Here is a 17,499-nt window from a genome sequence, read left to right on the forward strand (position 1 = left end):
GTGTAGGCGGGGTAGTCGTCGTCATCGAGACGGCCGAATGAATCGTCTGCTGTCATCTCACCTCTCTGTACAACAGGCTGAGGGGCCCTGGTGCCGTATGGCACCAAGGCCCCGAAGGAACTGCTTCACCATCTGCCGGCCTCAGTGCTGCGCCGGCCTTCTGTTTCCGCAGACCCGACTGTGATGCGGCCGGGCATGCGGGGATCGCGGTTGCTGGACCGGAGACCACCTCACTATCGATGTCCTGCGGTACCCGGGCTCACATCCTCCGCCCGGGCGATCCTGATGGCCGAAGCTCCTCCGTTCATCCCTCCTGAACAACCGTTCCCAACGGGGACTGCGAACTGCTGGCACTGCGAACTGCCGGCACTGCGTACTGCTGTTACTGCCGGTGATGCTGGTACTGCTGGTGATGCGAACTGCTGGCGGCCTGTGACAGCGCCGCGCTCCGGCAGCCAGCCCCGTCGCCCGTCCTGCGTCTGCTCTGGCTTAGAACCCCACTGCCGAACTTCCCGGTGCGCGCGCCCGCAGCCGGCGCCTTCACCGAGGTGCTGCTCTCCTACTGCACTGCTGGATCCTGCGAACTGCACTGACAGGTACTGCTCCTGCGGTCCTGCTCATGGCGGCCCCTGATCACTGCGGGCCGCCCGGTCCGGCCGTCAGTCCCGTCGCCGTCCTGCAACCGCTCTGGCTTCGGAACTCCACCACCGCACCGTCCTGCGAACTACGTACTGCTGACCGGCAGTTCATCTCTGCCAGACTTGCCCGACCTCGGCTACGAGAGAAACCATACCCACACAGCCACCCAATGTCTACTCTGGCCAACATAGATTTTCGTGCATCCGACAGTGGGTTTACCACCCCCGGACAGGCAACACAGGAGCAGGCCCCCCGGCCACCGCAACCAGGACACAGACACCAGGCCGGTACGACCGGACGCAGGCGAAAAGGCAGGGGTCATCGCGAACCAGGCCCGAAGGGCCGCCTCTCCAGGGAGCCGGGGCGGCCGGCTGCACCCCCGCGTCCCGCATTACTTGGCCAGCCACACGATTACTGCTACCTTAATTATGTGGCCAGCCACTCTTTTGGCGGCCGAAGGGATGGAGTCATGATGAAAGCAATCGTTTTCGACCGTTTCGGTGGCACGGACGTGCTGCACGAGGCGGACATCGAGGTCCCGCAGCCCGGCCCCGGCCAGGTCCGGGTCCGGGTGAAGGCCGCCGGGCTGAACGCGCTGGACGGCAAGATCCGCGCCGGGATGCTGGAGGCCGTCCGCCCGACGGTCTTCCCCGCCGTCCCCGGTGGTGAGCTCGCCGGCGTGGTGGACGCCCTAGGTGAGGGCGTGCGGAATGTGCAGGTCGGTGATGAGGTGCTGGGCTGGTCGGACACCGGCTCGTACGCCCAGTACGCGCTGGCCACCACCGTGGCACCCAAGCCCGCCGGCCTCGACTGGCAGCACGCGGCGGCGCTGCCGGTGGCCGGGGAGACGGCCGAGCGGGTCCTGGACCTGCTGGGGGTCGCCGCCGGGGAGACCGTGCTGATGCACGGCGCGTCCGGAGCGGTGGGCACCGTGGCGGTGCAGCTCGCCGCGGCCCGCGGAGCACGCGTGATCGCCACCGCGGGCCCCTCCAACCAGGACTACCTCACCTCGCTCGGCGCCACCGCGACCGTGTACGGCGAGGGCCTGGTCGAGCGGGTGCGGGCGCTGGCCCCCGACGGCGTGGACGCGGTGTTCGACCTGGCCGGCAAGGGCGCCCTGGAGGACTCCGTCACCCTGCGGGGCGGCACCGGGCGCATCGTCACCATCGCCGACTTCGGAGCACGGCAGCTGGGCATCACCTTCTCCCAGGGTTCCCCGGAGCGCTCGGCCGCCCGCCTGGCCGCCCTGGCCCAGGACGCCGCAACCGGCAAGCTCCTCACCACCGTCACCGCCTACCCGCTCGACCAGGCGGCCAAGGCCCAGCAGGTCAGCGACGCCGGGCACGTGCGGGGCAAGCTCGTCCTGAGCATCGGCTGAACACGCCCGCCCGCCTCCTCCCCACGACCACCCCCTGCCCTTTACGGTGACCAGCCGGTCACCGCCCTATCGAAGGACCCCTCATGCTGGATTCCCTGTGGACGCCGACCGCTCTTGGCAGCATCTCTTTGCCGCACCGCCTGGTCATGGCCCCCATGACCCGTGACCGCTCCACACCAGAAGGCATACCGACCGAACTGAACGCCGAGTACTACGCCCAGCGGGCCTCGCACGCGCTCGTCATCACCGAGGGAACCCAGCCCTCCGCCGACGGCCAGGGCTACCTCCTGACCCCCGGCATCCACAACGACGAGCAGATCGCCGGGTGGCGCAAGGTCACCGACGCCGTGCACGCGGCCGACGGCCGGATCGTCATCCAGCTGATGCACACCGGCCGCATCGCCCACCCCGACAACACCCCCCACGGGCGCCAGCCGGTCGCCCCCTCCGCGATCCGGCCAGCGGGCGTGATGTTCACCGCGTCGGGGCCCCAGGAGATGCCGATCCCCCGTGCGCTGTCGGCGCAGGAGGTCGCGGCGACCGTCGACGACTTCCGGCGCGCCGCAGCGGCTGCCATCGCGGCAGGCGCCTACGGTGTGGAGATCCACGGCGCCAACGGCTACCTGGTGCACCAGTTCCTGTCCGACAACACCAACCGGCGCACCGATGGCTACGGCGGCTCGATCGAGGGCCGTATCCGCTTCGCCGTCGAGGTCGCAGCCGCGGTGGCCGACGAGATCGGCGCCGAGCGCGCCGGTATCCGTATCTCCCCCGCGAACCCCTACAACGACATCGCCGAGTCCGACACCGCCGAGCTGTATCCGGCGCTCCTGGAGGCCCTGCGCCCCCTGGACCTGGCCTACCTCCACGTGATGCACGCCGGCGACGAGGCCCTCCTCGACGCCCTGCGCGCGCAGTGGCCGGCCACGCTGATCCTCAACCGGGGCGGCACCGACCTGCCCGCCCGCGCCCAGGACATCACCAACGGCACGGCCGACCTCGTCTCCGTCGGCGCCCTCGCGCTCGCCAACCCCGACCTGGTCGAGCGGCTCCGCGCCGGCGCACCCCTCAACACCCCCGACCCGGCCACCTTCTACGGCGGCGGAGCGGCCGGCTACACCGACTACCCCACCCACACACGCTGAGGAACCGGACCATGCCCACGCCCGAACCCCGCATCCCCACGACCGCCGGCGGCGGACCGATGAGCTACGCGATCTTCCAGCTCGCCCGCACCCACCGCGCCTACGCCGCCACCCTGCTGCGGGAGATGGACCTGCATCCCGGACAGGAACTGCTGCTGATGCACCTTCTCGACCGGGACGGCCAGTCCCAGTCCGAGCTGCTCGAATGCCTGGGCGTGGACCACTCCACCATCTCCAAGGCGCTGCGCCGCATGCAGGACGCCGGCCTGGTCGTCCGCGAGCCCGCCGCACATGACCGGCGCGTCATGGTGGTCCACCTCACCGACAAGGGGCGTGCCATGCGCGAGCCCATCGCGGCCCTGTGGCAGGCCCTGGAGGAGACCTCCGCGCGGAATCTGTCGGACCAGCAGGCCGAGTCCTTCGTCACGACCGCGTACGCCATCACCGAGGCGATCAGCGGCCGCGCGCTGCCGGAAGAAGAGTCCGGGTGACTTGCCGGTGCCGGTGTGCACCCCCAGGCCGCGTACGCCGCACCGCAGGCGGAAAGGGGCACGCGGACCGGGGTCCCCGGACGCCCCGTCGTGAGCCTCAAAGCAGACCCGGGCAAGGCCCACGCTCTCCGGGAACACAACAGCCACATCACCCGACCACCACACGAACAAGAAGCACTGGATCACGCCGGAGGGCGGGACGTCGGCAAGGAGCTCACCAGGGAACTCGTCACCGACTCCTGCCTGCTCGTCGCCGCCCGCCTGCCCAAGATTCGACGTGCTGCGGTCAGCGGGTGATGAACGGCTCTGTCAGGTGCGGGGTCGCGAGGTGGAGGGTACCGGCGGGCCGGCTGTGGAGCACCTGCTGTCTTGCGGTCCTTGCCTGCTCGGGGTCCATCTCGTGGGAGTAGGCGAGTTCGGGGTGGAGCAACTGGATCGCGTGCACGAGCAGGTCACCGGTGACGGCGACCAGCTCGTGCCCGGACGTGACGAGCACGCTCTGGTGCCCGGGAGTGTGACCGGGCGTGGCGACCGCGCGCTCGCCTCTGCGCAGGGAGGTGTCGCCGTCGAGCAGACGTAGCTGATCGGTCTTTTGGAGCGGGGCGATCACCGTGGAACGCAACTGCGGGTTGACCTCCTCGATCACGTCGAGTTCGGCCTGCTGCAACAGGTATTCGGCGTTCGGGAAGAACGGCCGCGCGTGCTCGCCGCCGACGACGGCCCAGCCCACGTGGTCGGTGTGGAGGTGTGTGAGCACCACGGTGTCCACGTCGGACGGCTCGATACCTGCGGCGGCCAGCGAAGCCGGGAGAGCCCCGGGCACGGGCGCCCACGAGGCTGCCGGGCTGTCAGCCGGGCCGATCCCCGCGTCGACCAGCGTCACACCCTGGTCGCTGCGGATCGCGAACGCGCGGAACTGGAGCCGCCAGCGCCCGTCTGCGTCGAGTGCGCCGGGATCGAACTGGTCGGCCGCCGCCCACTGCTCGGCGGTGGCATCGGGAAACGCCTCCGGCCTGGGGGAGAAGAAAGGGCCCGCGCCGTCGGCGAGTGCGATGACGGTGTACGGGCCGACTTTGATCGAAGGGGGCATCTCCCAGATGGTGCCACCGGCGGGCGGCCCACGACCAGGCAAGCCGCCCGGAGTTCGCTCCAGGTCGGGAGCGGAAGTTGCAGCGTAGGAAGCCCGCACCCTTCCGATGATCGCAAAGCGGCCCCTCAATCGTGTTGCCGGGGGATGCTCGGCAAGCGTCCAGCAGTTCCTGCGCGGCAGGTCCGACACCAACCCGAGCACGAACGCCCCTGCCCGGCGCCGTGGTTCCACCCGTGCGAACCGTCCCGCAATACGGCCCATCAGGACCTCGAACGCTTCCTGCCAGCGGGCAGGATCCAGGCTGTGGCCTGCGGCCACCGACTGATCTTCTGCCTTCACACACCGATGACCACCGGTGGCCTCATTGTCACTGGCCCGCACCGGGGCTCGATGTGGTTCGACGCCCGGGCCGCCTGCGTCCAGGTCCTGCCACCGAACCTGGACGGCCGAGTTGTGTCGTTCGCGGACTGGCTCGGCCGGAGGTCCATGGATCTGCTGGGCCGGTGAACGCTGGCGAAGTCCCGCTGGGTCGTGCACAAGGCTTCGGCGTAGTCGCGTGACGCCTGGTTCGTGAGGATCTGTCAGCTCGACGGTGCCACCGGAACGTGACAGGCACGCGGCTTCCAAGATCATGGAGTCCTACCTTTCTTGATGTGGGTCTGAGCTGGTCATTCGTAAGATCGGCGGGGCCCAGGGGTTCCGGATATGGCTGTCATGGAGTCGCCGCTGGATGGCTCAGAGAACTTGGCCGCCCGGAACCCCGCGACGACTCGACCGCTAATTGGGAGACGCGACGCGATCGCTTTGTAGGACAACGTCGGCGAGGTCGTCTGCTGGGTTCATGTACGACGAGCTGACGGAGGTGGCCGTGCCCGAGATCTGGGCCGGAGTGGACATCGGCAAGGAACATCACCACTGCGTGGTGATCGACGCCCAGGGCAAGCGGCTGCTGTCGCGTCGGATCCTGAACGACGAGGCTGAGCTGCTCCAGCTCATCGCTGACGTACTGGAGCTGTCGCGGGATGTGCTGTGGGCGGTGGACATCAACCACGGCGGGGCCGCGCTCCTGCTCGGTCTGCTGGTCAGTCACGACCAACATGTCACCTACATCACAGGCCTGGCCGTCCACCGCGCCTCGGCCGGCTACCGGAGCCAGGCCAAGACCGACGCGAAGGACGCGTTCGTCATCGCCGACCAGGCCCACATGCGCACCGACCTCGGCGTGCTGCGGCCCGGCGACGAGATATCGGTCGACCTGCGCACGCTGGTCACCCGCCGCACCGATCTGGTCTGCGACCGGACCCGGCAGATCAACCGCCTGCGCGCCCAACTCCTGGAAATCTTCCCTGCGTTGGAACGCTCGCTGGACCTGACGAAGAAGGGGCCGGTCCTGTTGCTGACCGGCTATCAGACCCCGGCCGCGATCCGTCGCGCCGGCGCCTCCCGGATCGCGACGTGGCTGAAGAACCGCAAGGTCCGCAACAGCGCGGCCCTGGCCCGGACCGTTGTGGAGGCCGCCGAGGCCCAGTTCACCGCACTGCCCGGCGAGAAACTCGCGGCCACCATGGTGGCCCGCCTGGCAAAGGGGGTGATGGCCCTCGATGAGGAGATCACCGAGCTCGAAGCCCTGATCGAGACCCGGTTTCGCGAGCACCCGCACGCCGAGGTGATTCAGAGCCTGCCTGGCATGGGCACCATGCTGAGCGCGGAGTTCCTCGCGGCGACCGGCGGCGACATGGACACCTTCGGCACAGCCGACCGCCTGGCCGGCTACGCCGGCCTCGCACCCGTCCCCCGCGACTCCGGACGCGTCAGCGGCAACCTCCGCCGCCCACGCCGCTACCACCGCGGCCTGCTCCGCGCCTTCTTCCTCTCGGCCTTCGCCAGCCTGCGGAACTGTCCCGCCTCGAAACAGTTCTATGAGCGCAAGCGGACCGAGGGCAAGGGGCACAAACAGGCGCTGCTGGCACTCGCCCGCCGCCGGGCCAACGTCCTGTGGGCCATGATCCGCGACGGAGCGTGCTACCAAGCCACACCACCAGTCACGGCAACGGCTTGACAACGTCATTGGGAAGTTCTCTACGCCCCGTGATCCGAGTGGAAGACCGTGCCTGCCGACGCATCATCCCTGATCCCGCCTGCCCTTGACCAGCTACGCGAGCATCCCGAGGTCGTATTGGCCGAGGTGCCGCGCCTGCTGGAGCGGCTGGCCGAGGTGCCCGACCCACGAGACCCACGCGGCGTACGGCACGCTCTGGTTGCCGTGCTCGCGCTGACCGCGTGCGCAGTTCTGGCGGGGGCGACTTCTGTGCTGGCAGTCAGCGAGTGGATCGCCGATGCCCCGCCGCACATCCTTCAACGCCTCGGCATACGCCTCGATCCACTATTCCCGAAGCGGTTCCTGCCTGCGGAAACGACGATCCGGCGGCTACTGGCCCGCCTCGATGGCGACGCGCTGGACCGGGCGGTCGGACGCTGGCTCGCCCACCGCCGCCCGAAGGCGACCGGGCTGCGCGGCCTCGCGGTGGACGGCAAAAGCCTGCGTGGCGCGGCAAAAGCGAACGGCCGCAAGGTCCACCTGCTTGCCGCACTGGAGCACACCACCGGCCTGGTCCTGGCCCAGATGGACGTCGGCGAGAAGACGAACGAGATCACCTGCTTCAACCCGCTGCTGGACACCGTCGCCGACCTGGCAGGAACCGTCGTCACCAGCGACGCCATGCACACCCAGCGCGAACACGCTGACTACCTCCTCGGCCGGGGCGCCCACTACATCGTGATAGTCAAAGGCAACCACAAGAAGCTGCGCCGACAGCTCAAGTCCCTTCCCTGGAAGGTCATCCCGCTTCAAGGACGCACCAAGGGCGTCGGCCACGACCGCTCGGAAATCCGCCGGATCAAGGCCGCCACTGTCAACAGCCTCCTCTTCCCCGGAGCCCGACAGGCCGCCCAGATCAAGCGCCGGCGCACCGACCGCAAGACCGGCAAGACCACCGTCAAGACCGTCTACGCCGTCACCAGCCTGACCGCCGAGCAGACCAGCCCGTCCCAGCCCGCCCAACTCGTCCGCGACCACTGGAAGATCGAGGCCCTGCACCACGTCCGCGACACCACCTTCGCCGAGGACGCCTCCCAGCTGCGGACCGGCAACGCACCCCGCGCGATGGCCACCTGGCGCAACCTCGCCATCGGAGCCCTACGCACGGCCGGAGTGAAGAACATCGCGGCCGGCCTCCGCCGCTACGCCCGCGACCCTCGCCGCCCCCCTCGCACTCCTCGGCCTCGGGTGATCACGAACCGAATGTCATGCAACTGCGCCGAAGCCCCCTGGGGCTTACGTGACCACGGCACGGCATCCCACCGGGGACTCTGCCCACCGGCCTACTCGCCTGGCGGAACTCGAACGAAGCCCTCGGTCCAATCGTCCTCATCGAGCTCGCAGGCGTCGAAGTAGAAGCACTCAGGTTCATCGCGGAAGCCCGGTAGCAGTCGAGCCTGACGCACACGCTCTTCAACCCGTTCAAGGGTTGAGTAGATACCGAGCAGCTTTACGTCGTCGCCGTCCGACTCGTCGCAGAACACACCGCTCTCCTCGACGTGCACTGTCGAGCCGTCGTTGCCAGCTTCGTTCTGGTGGCCGACATGCCACAGCGGATACACGATCACGGACGAGAAGCTATCAGCACGCGAGTTCGTGGGGCCTGCGACGTTCAGCGCCCCGCACCTCCCGGGACCTCACGAACACAACCCGGGCATCACGCGACTACGCCGAGGCCCTGGGGTCGTGCATGGTCAGGGGAATCCGGTGCATGGCACGGCGCTCGAACTCAACCGCCACGGGAATGCTTGACCACATCAATCGCGGGTCAGGGCGTAAGGAAATCCGTGGACGGGCCCGCGGTAGATCACTTAGTGTGTGGCTCCACGCCCTGAGATGGATGGAAGGAGGCGAGTGCCGTGCGGTTCACACCTTTCCAGCGCTCCCTCTTTCCGCTGTCCCGGCGTGGTTTGTGAGTTCTGACCGGGAGCGCTCCAAGCAGCCTGTATCCCGGAGGAATTCATGACCGATGTGGTCATCTGCGCGCTCTCCGCGAGCGACGCCCATCTCTTCGACGCACTCCCCGACCCCCTGGGCGCCCGTGAAGGCCATCGGCGTACCCAGTTCCGCCCCGAGTGGAAGCGCGTCGCCCTTCGCGACGGCGAGGTCGTCGCACGCGGCGCGTGGTGGGGCGGCCCCGACGACTCGGAACCCGTCAACATCAACTGGTTCGACGTGGCCGAGGGTGAGGAGGAGGCCGGGGCCGAGCTCCTGCGCTCCGCTCCCTGGCAGGTCGAACTCGAGATCAACCTGCCCGGCGGCTGGCGGGAAAAGACCGACCTGCGCGCCGCCGCCGAGGCGCGCTTCGCCGCCGCACGAGCCGCAGGGTACGAACTCCTCGTGGAACGCTTCCTGTACCGCTGGACCCCGGAGCGAGGTCTGCCCGAGCGGCCCGGACGCCTGCGCTTCAGCGCCGAACCCGACGACACCGTGTTCTTCGACGCGTTGCGCCGCATCCACTCCGTCACCCTGGACGCCCACGCGCTCAGGGCCGTCGAGGAGGGCGGCCTCGACCAGGCCGCCCAGGAGGAACTCGACTTCTTCCACTGGTGCCCCTCCCCACGGGAGTGGTGGCAGATCGCGCACACGCCGGAGGGCGACCTGGCCGGCATCCACATCCCCGCCCACAACCCCTCCGGCCCGACCATCGGCTTCATCGGAGTCGTCCCGGAACAGCGCGGTCGCGGCTACGCCTACGACCTCCTCGCGGAGTGCACCCACCTCCTCGTCGAGCAGGGCGCGGAGTTCGTCAGCGGAGCCACGGACCGCGGCAACTTCCCCATGGCCGCGAACTTCACCAGGGCCGGCTTCCCTGTCATCAGTGAACGCATCAACTTCCACCCGGCGGGCCAAGCGGCCTAGCGAGGAGTAGCACGCGCTGAGGGGTCCGGTCAGAGGGCAGGTCCAGCCTGCTGCTCGCCTCCAACGGCGCAGTCCTCGCCGGGCTCACCTCGCTCACCGACCGCCAACTGCCCGCCGTCACGCAGGCCTTCGGCGCAGCCGGCGTCCTCGCCCTGGCCGCCGCTTCCGTGCTGCTGCTCCTGGTCGTCCGGCCCCGTATCGGCGGCAGTGACCGGGCCTCGTTCCCGTACTGGGCACGCCTGACCGAAGCCGAGATCCGCGCGTGCATGCACGGCGACACCCGTGCCGCCCGTATCCGGGTCCTGTCCCAGATCGCCCTCGGCAAGTACCGCTACCTCCGGCGTGCGGTGGATCTGATCCTGGCGGCCCTGGTTCTGCTACTTCTGGCCGCGATCGGCGCCCTGGCCTGACGGTCCTGCGTCCCGCCCCGCACCCCGCCCACTCCGGCGGCCGGTGCGGGACGGGACGCAGGACCGGACAGCCCGGCCCCGCACACCCGGAGGGAGCTCCACATGCCCAACACCCTGACTTCGCCCGCACGCCGTTACGCGGCGGACTCCCCCGCTGGCGCACCTGCTCGACATGGCGCAGGCCATCGGCGCACCCGACGCAGACAAGCAGTGCGAGGACGCCGTCACCACCGCGGCCCACCATGTCTACACGGCTCCTACACGGACACCCTCGCCGCGGTGGTCAACGCGCTGGACTGGCAGGGCCACCCGGCCCTCCGGGACACCAGCGCCGATTCGTTCGAGCCGAGCGCGGCGGCGTGGCTGGACGGCGGCCTGTGGCTGCACCACACGCTGCGCACCACGGAGGCCGACGGCGCGAGCGACGTGCTGACGCTGGTCCTGCCGTGCACCTGCGGCCACGGCTACACCGACATCGTCCTCGACACGGAAGAAGACCTCATGGAGGTCCTCGCGGAGCTCCGGCCCACTCACGGCCGCTCCGTGCACGACGATGAAGCGCCGGACTGCCGAAGCGTCCAGCCGGCTCCTCTGCTGAACGGCCGCCGCTGACCACCTCGACGGAAGGGCCCGCCAGCGAGACGAGCTGACGGGCCCCGACGCAATCGATCTAGCGGTCCACTACTTCGGTACGTGGCCGCAGCAGGCGACTGTTTCGGTGTGGTCGGCGCTGGCAAGCGGTACTACCGCGAGTACCGCTGCGAGTGCTACGAACAAGCCGAGTACGGCTTTGCGCATTGCTTGTCCTCCGGTGTTTGACGGAATCCTGTGCGCGCAGTGGCGGTCTGGTTGCACAGGAGTGTGGGATCCCGCTACTTCGGGTTATGGCCGCAGCAGGCGACGGTTTCGGTGTGGTCGGCGCTGGTGAGCGGTGCTGCTGCGAGTACTGCCGCGAGTGCTACGAACAAGCCGAGCAGGGCTTTGCGCATTGCATGTCCTCCTGCGTTTGCCGGAAATTCGGTGCCGCTTGAGCGGTCACTGGTTCATACGCGCGAGATAGCGGCCCGGTTGCACAGGAGTTGTGTCTCTTACGTGAGGCCTGTCAGCCAGCGGCTGGTGGGCCACCCGCGGAATCTTCAGCGCCGCATCGGCCTCAGCGGCCCGGCGAGGCGATGACCGTTTAAGGGGCCCCGGGGCGGCCGCAGCATCGGCTAGGAGGCGGGCCGGGCGCCCCGGGGATGCTCCCGTCCCCGTCACAAGACGGACGCATCATCCAGCATGCCCGACCGCAGGTCAGAGCAGGGATCAATGATCAAAGACAAGAGGCGCACCCCCCTACGCATGGGCAGCTCGAGGTGCGCTTCTCTCAGGCACGGTGGGTAGGGAGCGGTCGGCCTTCACCGCCCGAAGTACGGTTCGCAGCCGACTCCGTCACCGTCGCGGTCCGGGTGCGGCCCATAGCCGCGGTCTCCGCGGTACACCGGTGCTTACAGCATCAGCTGCCTGCACCGTGCCCTCACCGGAGAACTGGACGCCCCGGAGACAGGGTCCGGTTCTGGGCTTTCGTTCTGTCAATCCAGTTCACGGCTACCGTCCTACCCGGGATCGCGGACCGATCCCCGCAGCGCGCACGCGCGTCCGTCGGACGGGGGCGGCCAGGGGTGGGGCGGTCTTGTGGGGCGCGGGAGATTGGGAAGTGGCCCGGGTGTTCGGGCCTGTGTTTGCGATCGCGGCGGCCCAGCTCGCTGACCCTGGCCGGTTTGACCGGCTCACGGACGAGGCGATCGCGCGGAGCTGGCGAAGGGACGCCGGACATTCTGCGGGGTCGCTGGGAACATCGGGCGGTTGGCGCTGAGAACGGCCATGGTCACTGGTGCCACGGTTCTTACCGGCGCCCCTACATGTAGATGGGGGACAGAATCCAGGCGAGGAAGCCGAGCACGCCGACTGCGACGACGAGCATGAAGTAGAAGTCGCTGTCTGGGTGCTTGGGGCGGATGGTGATGCGGTGGGTGCTGTCGCGGGTGGCTTCTCCGCCGGACCAGCCCCAGCCGCTGTCGCCGTCGTGGCCGCAGTCTGCGCTGCCGTTGTCCGGGCCGTGGCCGCATCCGTGTGGCATGAAGTCCCCCTCCATCAAGTCCGACGTCCTGACGGTAGCGGGCTTTGCAGGAGTGGAAGAGGCATTGCGGCCGATTCACAGTCGGTCTCGTTGCCCGGCGTGGTGCCCGAGCCCATGGCGTCGGTGGCGGTGTCGATGTTGTGGTTCGCGTCGAACTTCGTGGACCGCTTGTGGGTCAGCGCGTCCGTCACCTCGGACACCCCGCCGTCGGCGTTGTGCTTGTACGAGGTGCTGTGGGACTCGGGGTCGGTTGCCTTCGTCGTGCCCGCGGCGGAAGGCGCGGTGGTGTCGTAGTGGTAGGTCCAGGTGGGGCCGGTGTGGACGGAGCCGTTGAACTCGGTGGCGCGCAGCATGGAGGTGACGCGGTTGGCGTCGTCGTAGGTGAAGGCGGTGACGCGCCCTTCGGCGGTGGTGATCTTGTTGATCCGGCCGGAGGAGTCGTGGCCGAAGGCGGTGGGCTTGCCCTCGGTGTCGGTGGTCTTGGCCAGGTTGCCGGACGGGTCGAGGTCGAAGACGGCGGTGCGGCCGGTGTGGTCCTTGGCCTGCCACTGCGAGGCGTCGGTCTTCAGCAGGTCGACCGACCGGCCGGAGCGGGTCTCGCCGGGGCAGCCAGCCGGCGCTAGGAGGTGCCCTCGGAGGGCTCCGCGCAGGTGCTGGGACCGGTGCCGACGGTGTAGACGTCCTTGACCTTCACTTCGGTGACGCCGCGGCCTTCGGAGAACACCGCGCGCCAGTCGCCGGTGACGTGGAGTTCGTCGGTGCCCATCGCACGGACCACCATCAGGCCGTCGTCGTAGGCGCGGTGGGCCTTCCACCACAGGTTCGCGAAGGCCTGGGAGCGGATCAGGTGCATCCAGTCGGTGCGGTAGAGCTCCCGGTTGTAGTTCGACTCCCCCAGCGTGGAGACGAACTTGGAGTACATCGCCTTCACGTACTCCAGTGTCACCTCGTCGCCCTCGGCGATCGCCCGGTCCCGGGCGTCCTTCAACGCGATGCGGAACTTCTCCAGCAGGCCCTCCGTGGCACCCGACGTCCACGACTCGTGGATCTCAGGCGGGTCGCACAGCCCGTACTTCGGGCCGGACAGGCGCAGCAGCAGGCGCAGGGTGGGTTCGGTGACCCACAGGGGGCCCGGCTCGTCGCGGTTGCCGACCGGGTTCGGCAGCACCGCCTCGTGCTCCCACACGGGCGGGGTGATCAGGTGTAGGCCGGCGCGGCGCCGGTCGTGATGGTTGCCGGTGGTGTGTTCGAGCTGGCCGAGCGGCAGGTGGGTCTTGAGGGCGGACAGGTAGGCGCCGTTGATGTCGAGGGCGGTCACCTCGTGCCGGCCCGTGGGCAGGTGGGGGCGCGTCCATTTCGGGCGGGCCTCCCAGACGTGGTCAGCGCCGCGGGCACTTTGCTTGCGCAGGATGTCGGGCAGCCACGGGTGGGCGACGACGTCGTAGCGGCCGCCCCTGCGGGTGTGGTCCAGCAGTGCCATCGCGTCCGGGATCGCCCGCTTCACCAACGCGGCGGTCGCTGCTTCGACGTCACCGGTGTGGCCGGCGAGTGCGGCCGTGACTGCCGCGCCGATCAGATCCGGGGTCTCGGAGGCCGTCTGCGCCCGGCGGCCCACCGGCATCACCTTCACGCCAGGCACCCTGCCCGGCTGCACGGCAGGCAGCGGCTTCCCGACGGACGGCGGCTGCTCGGCGGGCGGCGGCTGCTGTGGTCCGGCCGGTGGTACGGGCTGCGGTGGCTGCGCGGGGCCGGCCGTGCCGCACTCGGCCAGGTCCAGGTGCTGCGGGAATCCCTCCACCTGGTGCCGGGCGGGCTGTCCGCACAGCACGCACGGCTGCGGGTCGGCCAGGACGTCGTCCTCACCGTCGGCGGCGTGGGGAGCGGCGCTCTGTCCGGCTTCCGCCGGCTCGCCGTCCCCTGGCTCGCCGCCTCCGAGCTCACTGCCGGCGGTCGCGTCGGCGGCCTCGGCCTCGGCGGCGAGTTTCGTGCGGGCTCCCTCAAGGAAGTAGGCGTATTTCTCCCGTACTTCACCGCCGGGGTCCCGCCCTGTCTCCCAGCCCCCGATGGTGGACGGGCCCACCCCCAGAGCCTGCGCGAGCTGGGCCCGCGACAGATGCAGCCCTTCACGCAGGGAGCGCCGCTCGGCGGCGGGCGGCAGCGGGACTTCCTGCCTGGCTGCGGCGAGCAGGGCGTCGATCGCGCCGAAGTCGGTCATCGCGCTCCCCCGTCCGCGCCCGCGGAGCGGCCACCGGTGGCCGGGCGGCCGGGCACGCGGCGGCGTGGGGCGGGGAGGGCTTCGGCGGCCCGGGTCGGGCCGGCCACCAGATCGTGCACGGAGATGCCGTAGTGCGCGGCGACCGCGTCACAGTCGGCCAGGCTCCATGCGGCGGTCCCGGACTGACGCCGACTCACCTGTGCCTGGCTCACCCCCAATGCGGCGGCGAGGTCGGTCTGCGACTCGCCACTCGCGTGCAGGAGGGCGGCGACAGCTGACCGCACCAGCCCTTCAAGAGCCATACTCATGACGGGCATTCTGTCACGCTTGGCGCATGGTGAATGTGTAAGACGCATACTTCTGGTGCGGTGGGTGTGCGGGCCGTGCGGTTGCTGCCGGAGTGGTCCTCGAGCCCGGTTCGAGGCCGGAGCGTTCAACTGGGGGCAAGGCCTGGAATCGGCTCCACACAGTCGTTCGACGACTCAACCGGGGCCTGATCTGTTCTCGGATTCGCATGTCGAGCAACTTCCCGGCCTTCGCCGAACTGATCGCGCAGTCCAAGCACTCCGCCGTGCACCTGGAGATGCGTGACCTCTACACCCCAAGGGCCCGGTCTTCGTCGACTGGCAAAAGGGCCTCCCGATCGACTACGACCGGCACAGCGACTGGGTCGACCTGGTGCAGGAAGCGGTCACGCGCCGACCCTGTCCCGGTGGCGCCCAGTCCACCGGGAGGGCGCGCTTTGACGCCAATGTTCGCGGGGTGACACGGAAACACAAAAGCGACACCCTTGAGAACAAGCTCGGACCCAATTCCATTGCTTTTAGCCCACCTCTCTGCTCCCGGAACGGCAAAACCTTGCGCCCAGCTGAGACACCAACTCTCCGTCGCCGCAGGGACCGGACGACGCTGGTTGCAGGCAGGGCGAGTTGGCCGCGTTGCGGGCTCGCGGGCAGCAGCGTCCATACGCCTTGGGGGGTGTTGGGGGCGAGGACAGGGTGCGGGCAGCGGGGGCACTGGCGGGTCTGGGCTACGCATCGGATGTCCTCGATGGCTGTCTCGGCGAGGCAGGGGCCCAGTAGCAGTGGCACGACGGGCGGGACGGCCCGTCGTGCCGACGGGTTCTCGCAGGCGGGGGTGAAGGCGCCTGTGTCGGTCAAGCGGCGGGTACGGACGGCAAGTTGGCGGTGCATCGCCTCGAGGTGCAGGCCGGAGGGGCGGCCGGAGGGGCGGACGGCGTGCCGTCGGGGCAGAGCATCGTGTGCGGGATGCGGCACCAGGCGCTGCCGTCGCCGTACGGGTGGGCGATGCCGCAGCTCAGGTGCCAGCGCCAGGCAGCGGGCACGTGGGCGATGGCCAGTTCGGCGGGGTGCACGGCGAAGGGCCGCTGGTCGGCACGCGGATAGAAGTCGATGCGGTTGCCACACCGGCGGCAGCGGCCGCTCGGGCCCACACGCAGCAGGCTGCGAGGGCTGCAGTCCCGCAGAACCGTGTGGTGTTTCGGGATCGTCCGTGTCGGAGTGTTCGAACTTCTCGGCGCGCCAACTGCAACCACAGCAGACACGGATGCGTGCTCTACCACGACGATGTCTGTGCCTTCTTGAAGGGCTGTCCGCTTGTCATCTCTGTCCCCGATTCCCCCTCTTCCCCCGGCTCTCACCTCGCCGCGTGGTCAGTCCCTCGCCGCGAAGATTCGGCGCGCCTTCCGTTCCCGCAAGGCGCTCTCCGGTGTCATGCAATTCTTCATCGACTGGGGGATCCCTATCGGTGCGGGCGTGCTCCTCGTCTGGACCTACTCCGCCGTGCGCAGCGGTCTGGGCGGCCGGAAGGTCTATGAGGTCTTCACCCTCATTGATGAACCGCCGAATCACCTGACGGCTTGGATCGCTTCCCTAATCGGATGGCTGCTCGTGCCCGCGCTCATCGGTGGTGTCGCCGGTCACGTCATTGCCACTCGGATTCAACGGGTCAAAGACATTGCGACCAACAATCTTTTCACGGTAAGGCCTATGAGCCAACGGTTGCGGCCCCCCAGGCTCATCACCCTTCTTGGGGACTTGTTCAATAAGTCTCTGGAAGACCAGCAAGTGCTGGACACGTATGTGCGAATCCTCCACAGAGGGAACTGGAAGACCGCGCAAGAGCACTGGGAGGTTCTGGTCCGGGACATCATGTGCACAGCCGAGTTGGCAGACCTGCACCGTGCCGATGCCCTGGAAGCGGCCGAGAGCATCTCTCGACAGCTTGTGTTGCTGCCCGCATTCAAAGACATCTGCCTGGTCTGCGCCGTCCGTGGCCAGGGAACGTGAGGGAAAAGATCTCTTATGCAGACACGAAGCGCCGTAGAAATCGCCCGAGCAGCGCTGCGGCACACCTTCACTACCGCCACGGAGGAAGGCCTGGACAACGCAGCGCGGCAACTTGTCCGCTGGGGCTTGGAAGGACACGGCCGCCATCTGGGCACGGACCTGGCGGCCCTGATGTACCTCGATTTGGCAGAAGTCGCCGACGAAAACCGTCAAATGATCCCCGAACAGGTCTACGCCACCGCTGAACTCTCCGACGCTCAACGCACCTGGCGCAATCCCTTCCCCCGGCGCCGCGGTTGATGCCGACCTTGCGTGCTCGTCACCCCTGTTCCAGACAGTCATCACCCCGAAAGCAAGGCCAGGCAAATCGTCCTTCGCGAACAGGGCGCGCCAGCTGTCATGCGGCAGCTGCTGCGCCGGCCGATCCGAAGACGTCGTCGGAGCGGTGTGCTTGCTCTGTGCGTACGGACCGCGTAGCAGACAGGTTCGCCCGGGTCGAACCTCGTCGCCGCATACGGCACCAGGAACCGGGACTGTTCGCGGACCTGCCGCGGAAGAACTGCTGGACCATCGCCGAACGGGCCGGGGACGCGGCCCCCGACGCCATGCAGCACCGGCTGAACCGTGCCAGGTGGGACGCCGATGCCGTCCGTGACGACCTACGCGTATACGTGGTCGAGCATCTGCACGACGACCAGGCAGTACTCGTGGTCGACGAGACCCGCGGCGTGAAGAAGGGCAGC

Annotated in this window: 17 protein-coding genes and 4 pseudogenes; 12 read left to right on the forward strand and 9 right to left on the reverse strand. The window is 68.8% G+C overall.

Annotated features, from left to right (window positions below):
• Positions 1-1,111: 1,111 nt before the first annotated feature.
• From KUF83_RS38340 to KUF83_RS38355, 4 genes are all read left to right on the forward strand, one after another.
• On the forward strand, positions 1,112-2,017 hold the full coding sequence (locus KUF83_RS38340) for an NADP-dependent oxidoreductase (RefSeq protein ID WP_217459700.1): 906 nt from the start codon (positions 1,112-1,114) through the stop codon (positions 2,015-2,017).
• Between the two features lie 83 nt (positions 2,018-2,100).
• Positions 2,101-3,162 (forward strand): alkene reductase, encoded by a 1,062-nt coding sequence (locus tag KUF83_RS38345; protein WP_217459701.1) that lies wholly within the window; start codon positions 2,101-2,103, stop codon positions 3,160-3,162.
• An 11-nt stretch (positions 3,163-3,173) separates the two neighbouring features.
• A complete protein-coding gene (locus KUF83_RS38350; protein WP_217459703.1) occupies positions 3,174-3,653 on the forward strand; it encodes a MarR family winged helix-turn-helix transcriptional regulator in 480 nt (159 codons plus the stop codon).
• A 90-nt stretch (positions 3,654-3,743) separates the two neighbouring features.
• On the forward strand, positions 3,744-3,950 hold the full coding sequence (locus KUF83_RS38355; protein ID WP_374106243.1) for a hypothetical protein: 207 nt from the start codon (positions 3,744-3,746) through the stop codon (positions 3,948-3,950).
• Here KUF83_RS38355 and KUF83_RS38360 read toward each other — a convergent pair.
• Positions 3,940-4,743, reverse strand: coding sequence for an MBL fold metallo-hydrolase (locus KUF83_RS38360; protein ID WP_217459768.1), 804 nt, complete (start codon positions 4,741-4,743; stop codon positions 3,940-3,942). The two genes, KUF83_RS38355 and KUF83_RS38360, sit on opposite strands and share 11 nt — an antisense overlap.
• A gap of 147 nt (positions 4,744-4,890) precedes the next feature.
• Positions 4,891-5,043, reverse strand: a pseudogene (locus KUF83_RS42355) (IS701 family transposase); the annotation flags it as partial.
• 562 nt (positions 5,044-5,605) lie between these two features.
• Here KUF83_RS42355 and KUF83_RS38365 point away from each other — a divergent pair.
• Complete coding sequence (locus KUF83_RS38365) at positions 5,606-6,802, forward strand: IS110 family transposase (protein ID WP_217459769.1); 1,197 nt, start codon at positions 5,606-5,608, stop codon at positions 6,800-6,802.
• Positions 6,803-6,958: 156 nt separating this feature from the next.
• Positions 6,959-7,873, forward strand: a pseudogene (locus tag KUF83_RS38370) (ISAs1 family transposase); the annotation flags it as partial.
• Positions 7,874-8,124: 251 nt separating this feature from the next.
• Here KUF83_RS38370 and KUF83_RS38375 read toward each other — a convergent pair.
• Positions 8,125-8,409 carry a hypothetical protein gene (locus KUF83_RS38375; RefSeq protein ID WP_217459705.1) on the reverse strand — a complete coding sequence of 95 codons (285 nt, stop codon included), beginning with the start codon at positions 8,407-8,409 and terminating at the stop codon, positions 8,125-8,127.
• A 394-nt stretch (positions 8,410-8,803) separates the two neighbouring features.
• On the opposite strand from KUF83_RS38375, the gene KUF83_RS38380 reads away from it, so the two are divergent.
• From KUF83_RS38380 to KUF83_RS38390, 3 genes are all read left to right on the forward strand, one after another.
• On the forward strand, positions 8,804-9,703 hold the full coding sequence (locus KUF83_RS38380; protein ID WP_217459706.1) for a GNAT family N-acetyltransferase: 900 nt from the start codon (positions 8,804-8,806) through the stop codon (positions 9,701-9,703).
• 107 nt (positions 9,704-9,810) lie between these two features.
• Positions 9,811-10,113, forward strand: a complete 303-nt coding sequence (locus KUF83_RS38385) for a Pycsar system effector family protein (RefSeq protein WP_302828600.1) — start codon at positions 9,811-9,813, stop codon at positions 10,111-10,113.
• 279 nt (positions 10,114-10,392) lie between these two features.
• On the forward strand, positions 10,393-10,725 hold the full coding sequence (locus tag KUF83_RS38390; RefSeq protein ID WP_254644995.1) for a hypothetical protein: 333 nt from the start codon (positions 10,393-10,395) through the stop codon (positions 10,723-10,725).
• A gap of 785 nt (positions 10,726-11,510) precedes the next feature.
• Here the strand turns inward: KUF83_RS38390 and KUF83_RS42360 are convergent.
• From KUF83_RS42360 to KUF83_RS38420, 6 genes and pseudogenes are all read right to left on the reverse strand, one after another.
• Positions 11,511-11,594 carry an excalibur calcium-binding domain-containing protein gene (locus tag KUF83_RS42360; RefSeq protein WP_308403340.1) on the reverse strand — a complete coding sequence of 28 codons (84 nt, stop codon included), beginning with the start codon at positions 11,592-11,594 and terminating at the stop codon, positions 11,511-11,513.
• A 416-nt stretch (positions 11,595-12,010) separates the two neighbouring features.
• Positions 12,011-12,232: a hypothetical protein gene (locus KUF83_RS38400; RefSeq protein ID WP_217459709.1), complete on the reverse strand. Its 222-nt coding sequence runs from the start codon at positions 12,230-12,232 to the stop codon at positions 12,011-12,013.
• 83 nt (positions 12,233-12,315) lie between these two features.
• Positions 12,316-12,831, reverse strand: a pseudogene (locus tag KUF83_RS38405) (RHS repeat protein); the annotation flags it as partial.
• A gap of 20 nt (positions 12,832-12,851) precedes the next feature.
• A complete protein-coding gene (locus KUF83_RS38410; protein ID WP_217459711.1) occupies positions 12,852-14,447 on the reverse strand; it encodes a DNA-binding transcriptional regulator in 1,596 nt (531 codons plus the stop codon).
• Positions 14,444-14,755, reverse strand: a complete 312-nt coding sequence (locus KUF83_RS38415; protein WP_254644996.1) for a helix-turn-helix transcriptional regulator — start codon at positions 14,753-14,755, stop codon at positions 14,444-14,446. The genes KUF83_RS38410 and KUF83_RS38415 overlap by 4 nt, the downstream gene beginning before the upstream one ends.
• A gap of 848 nt (positions 14,756-15,603) precedes the next feature.
• Entirely contained in the window at positions 15,604-15,900 is a 297-nt protein-coding gene (locus KUF83_RS38420; protein ID WP_217459712.1) for a DUF6083 domain-containing protein, read from the reverse strand.
• A gap of 280 nt (positions 15,901-16,180) precedes the next feature.
• On the opposite strand from KUF83_RS38420, the gene KUF83_RS38425 reads away from it, so the two are divergent.
• The 3 genes and pseudogenes from KUF83_RS38425 to KUF83_RS38435 all read left to right on the forward strand — a co-directional run.
• The gene (locus KUF83_RS38425; RefSeq protein WP_254644997.1) at positions 16,181-16,756 is read left to right on the forward strand and encodes a DUF6313 family protein; all 576 of its coding nucleotides are present in this window, start codon (positions 16,181-16,183) and stop codon (positions 16,754-16,756) included.
• A 15-nt stretch (positions 16,757-16,771) separates the two neighbouring features.
• Positions 16,772-17,056, forward strand: a complete 285-nt coding sequence (locus tag KUF83_RS38430; protein WP_217459713.1) for a hypothetical protein — start codon at positions 16,772-16,774, stop codon at positions 17,054-17,056.
• Positions 17,057-17,214: 158 nt separating this feature from the next.
• Positions 17,215-17,499: pseudogene (locus tag KUF83_RS38435) on the forward strand (transposase); the annotation flags it as partial.

The organism is Streptomyces sp. BV286 (genome assembly GCF_019090165.1).
In the GTDB taxonomy this organism is placed as follows: domain Bacteria; phylum Actinomycetota; class Actinomycetes; order Streptomycetales; family Streptomycetaceae; genus Streptomyces.

Coding starts and splice junctions, on each gene's coding strand:
- KUF83_RS38340 (WP_217459700.1), top strand. CDS start 1,112: ATGAAAGCAATCGTTTTCGACCGTTTCGGTGGCACGGACGTGCTGCAC.
- KUF83_RS38345 (WP_217459701.1), top strand. CDS start 2,101: ATGCTGGATTCCCTGTGGACGCCGACCGCTCTTGGCAGCATCTCTTTG.
- KUF83_RS38350 (WP_217459703.1), top strand. CDS start 3,174: ATGCCCACGCCCGAACCCCGCATCCCCACGACCGCCGGCGGCGGACCG.
- KUF83_RS38360 (WP_217459768.1), bottom strand. CDS start 4,743: ATGCCCCCTTCGATCAAAGTCGGCCCGTACACCGTCATCGCACTCGCC.
- KUF83_RS38380 (WP_217459706.1), top strand. CDS start 8,804: ATGACCGATGTGGTCATCTGCGCGCTCTCCGCGAGCGACGCCCATCTC.
- KUF83_RS38400 (WP_217459709.1), bottom strand. CDS start 12,232: ATGCCACACGGATGCGGCCACGGCCCGGACAACGGCAGCGCAGACTGC.
- KUF83_RS38410 (WP_217459711.1), bottom strand. CDS start 14,447: ATGACCGACTTCGGCGCGATCGACGCCCTGCTCGCCGCAGCCAGGCAG.
- KUF83_RS38415 (WP_254644996.1), bottom strand. CDS start 14,755: ATGAGTATGGCTCTTGAAGGGCTGGTGCGGTCAGCTGTCGCCGCCCTC.
- KUF83_RS38425 (WP_254644997.1), top strand. CDS start 16,181: ATGCAATTCTTCATCGACTGGGGGATCCCTATCGGTGCGGGCGTGCTC.
- KUF83_RS38430 (WP_217459713.1), top strand. CDS start 16,772: ATGCAGACACGAAGCGCCGTAGAAATCGCCCGAGCAGCGCTGCGGCAC.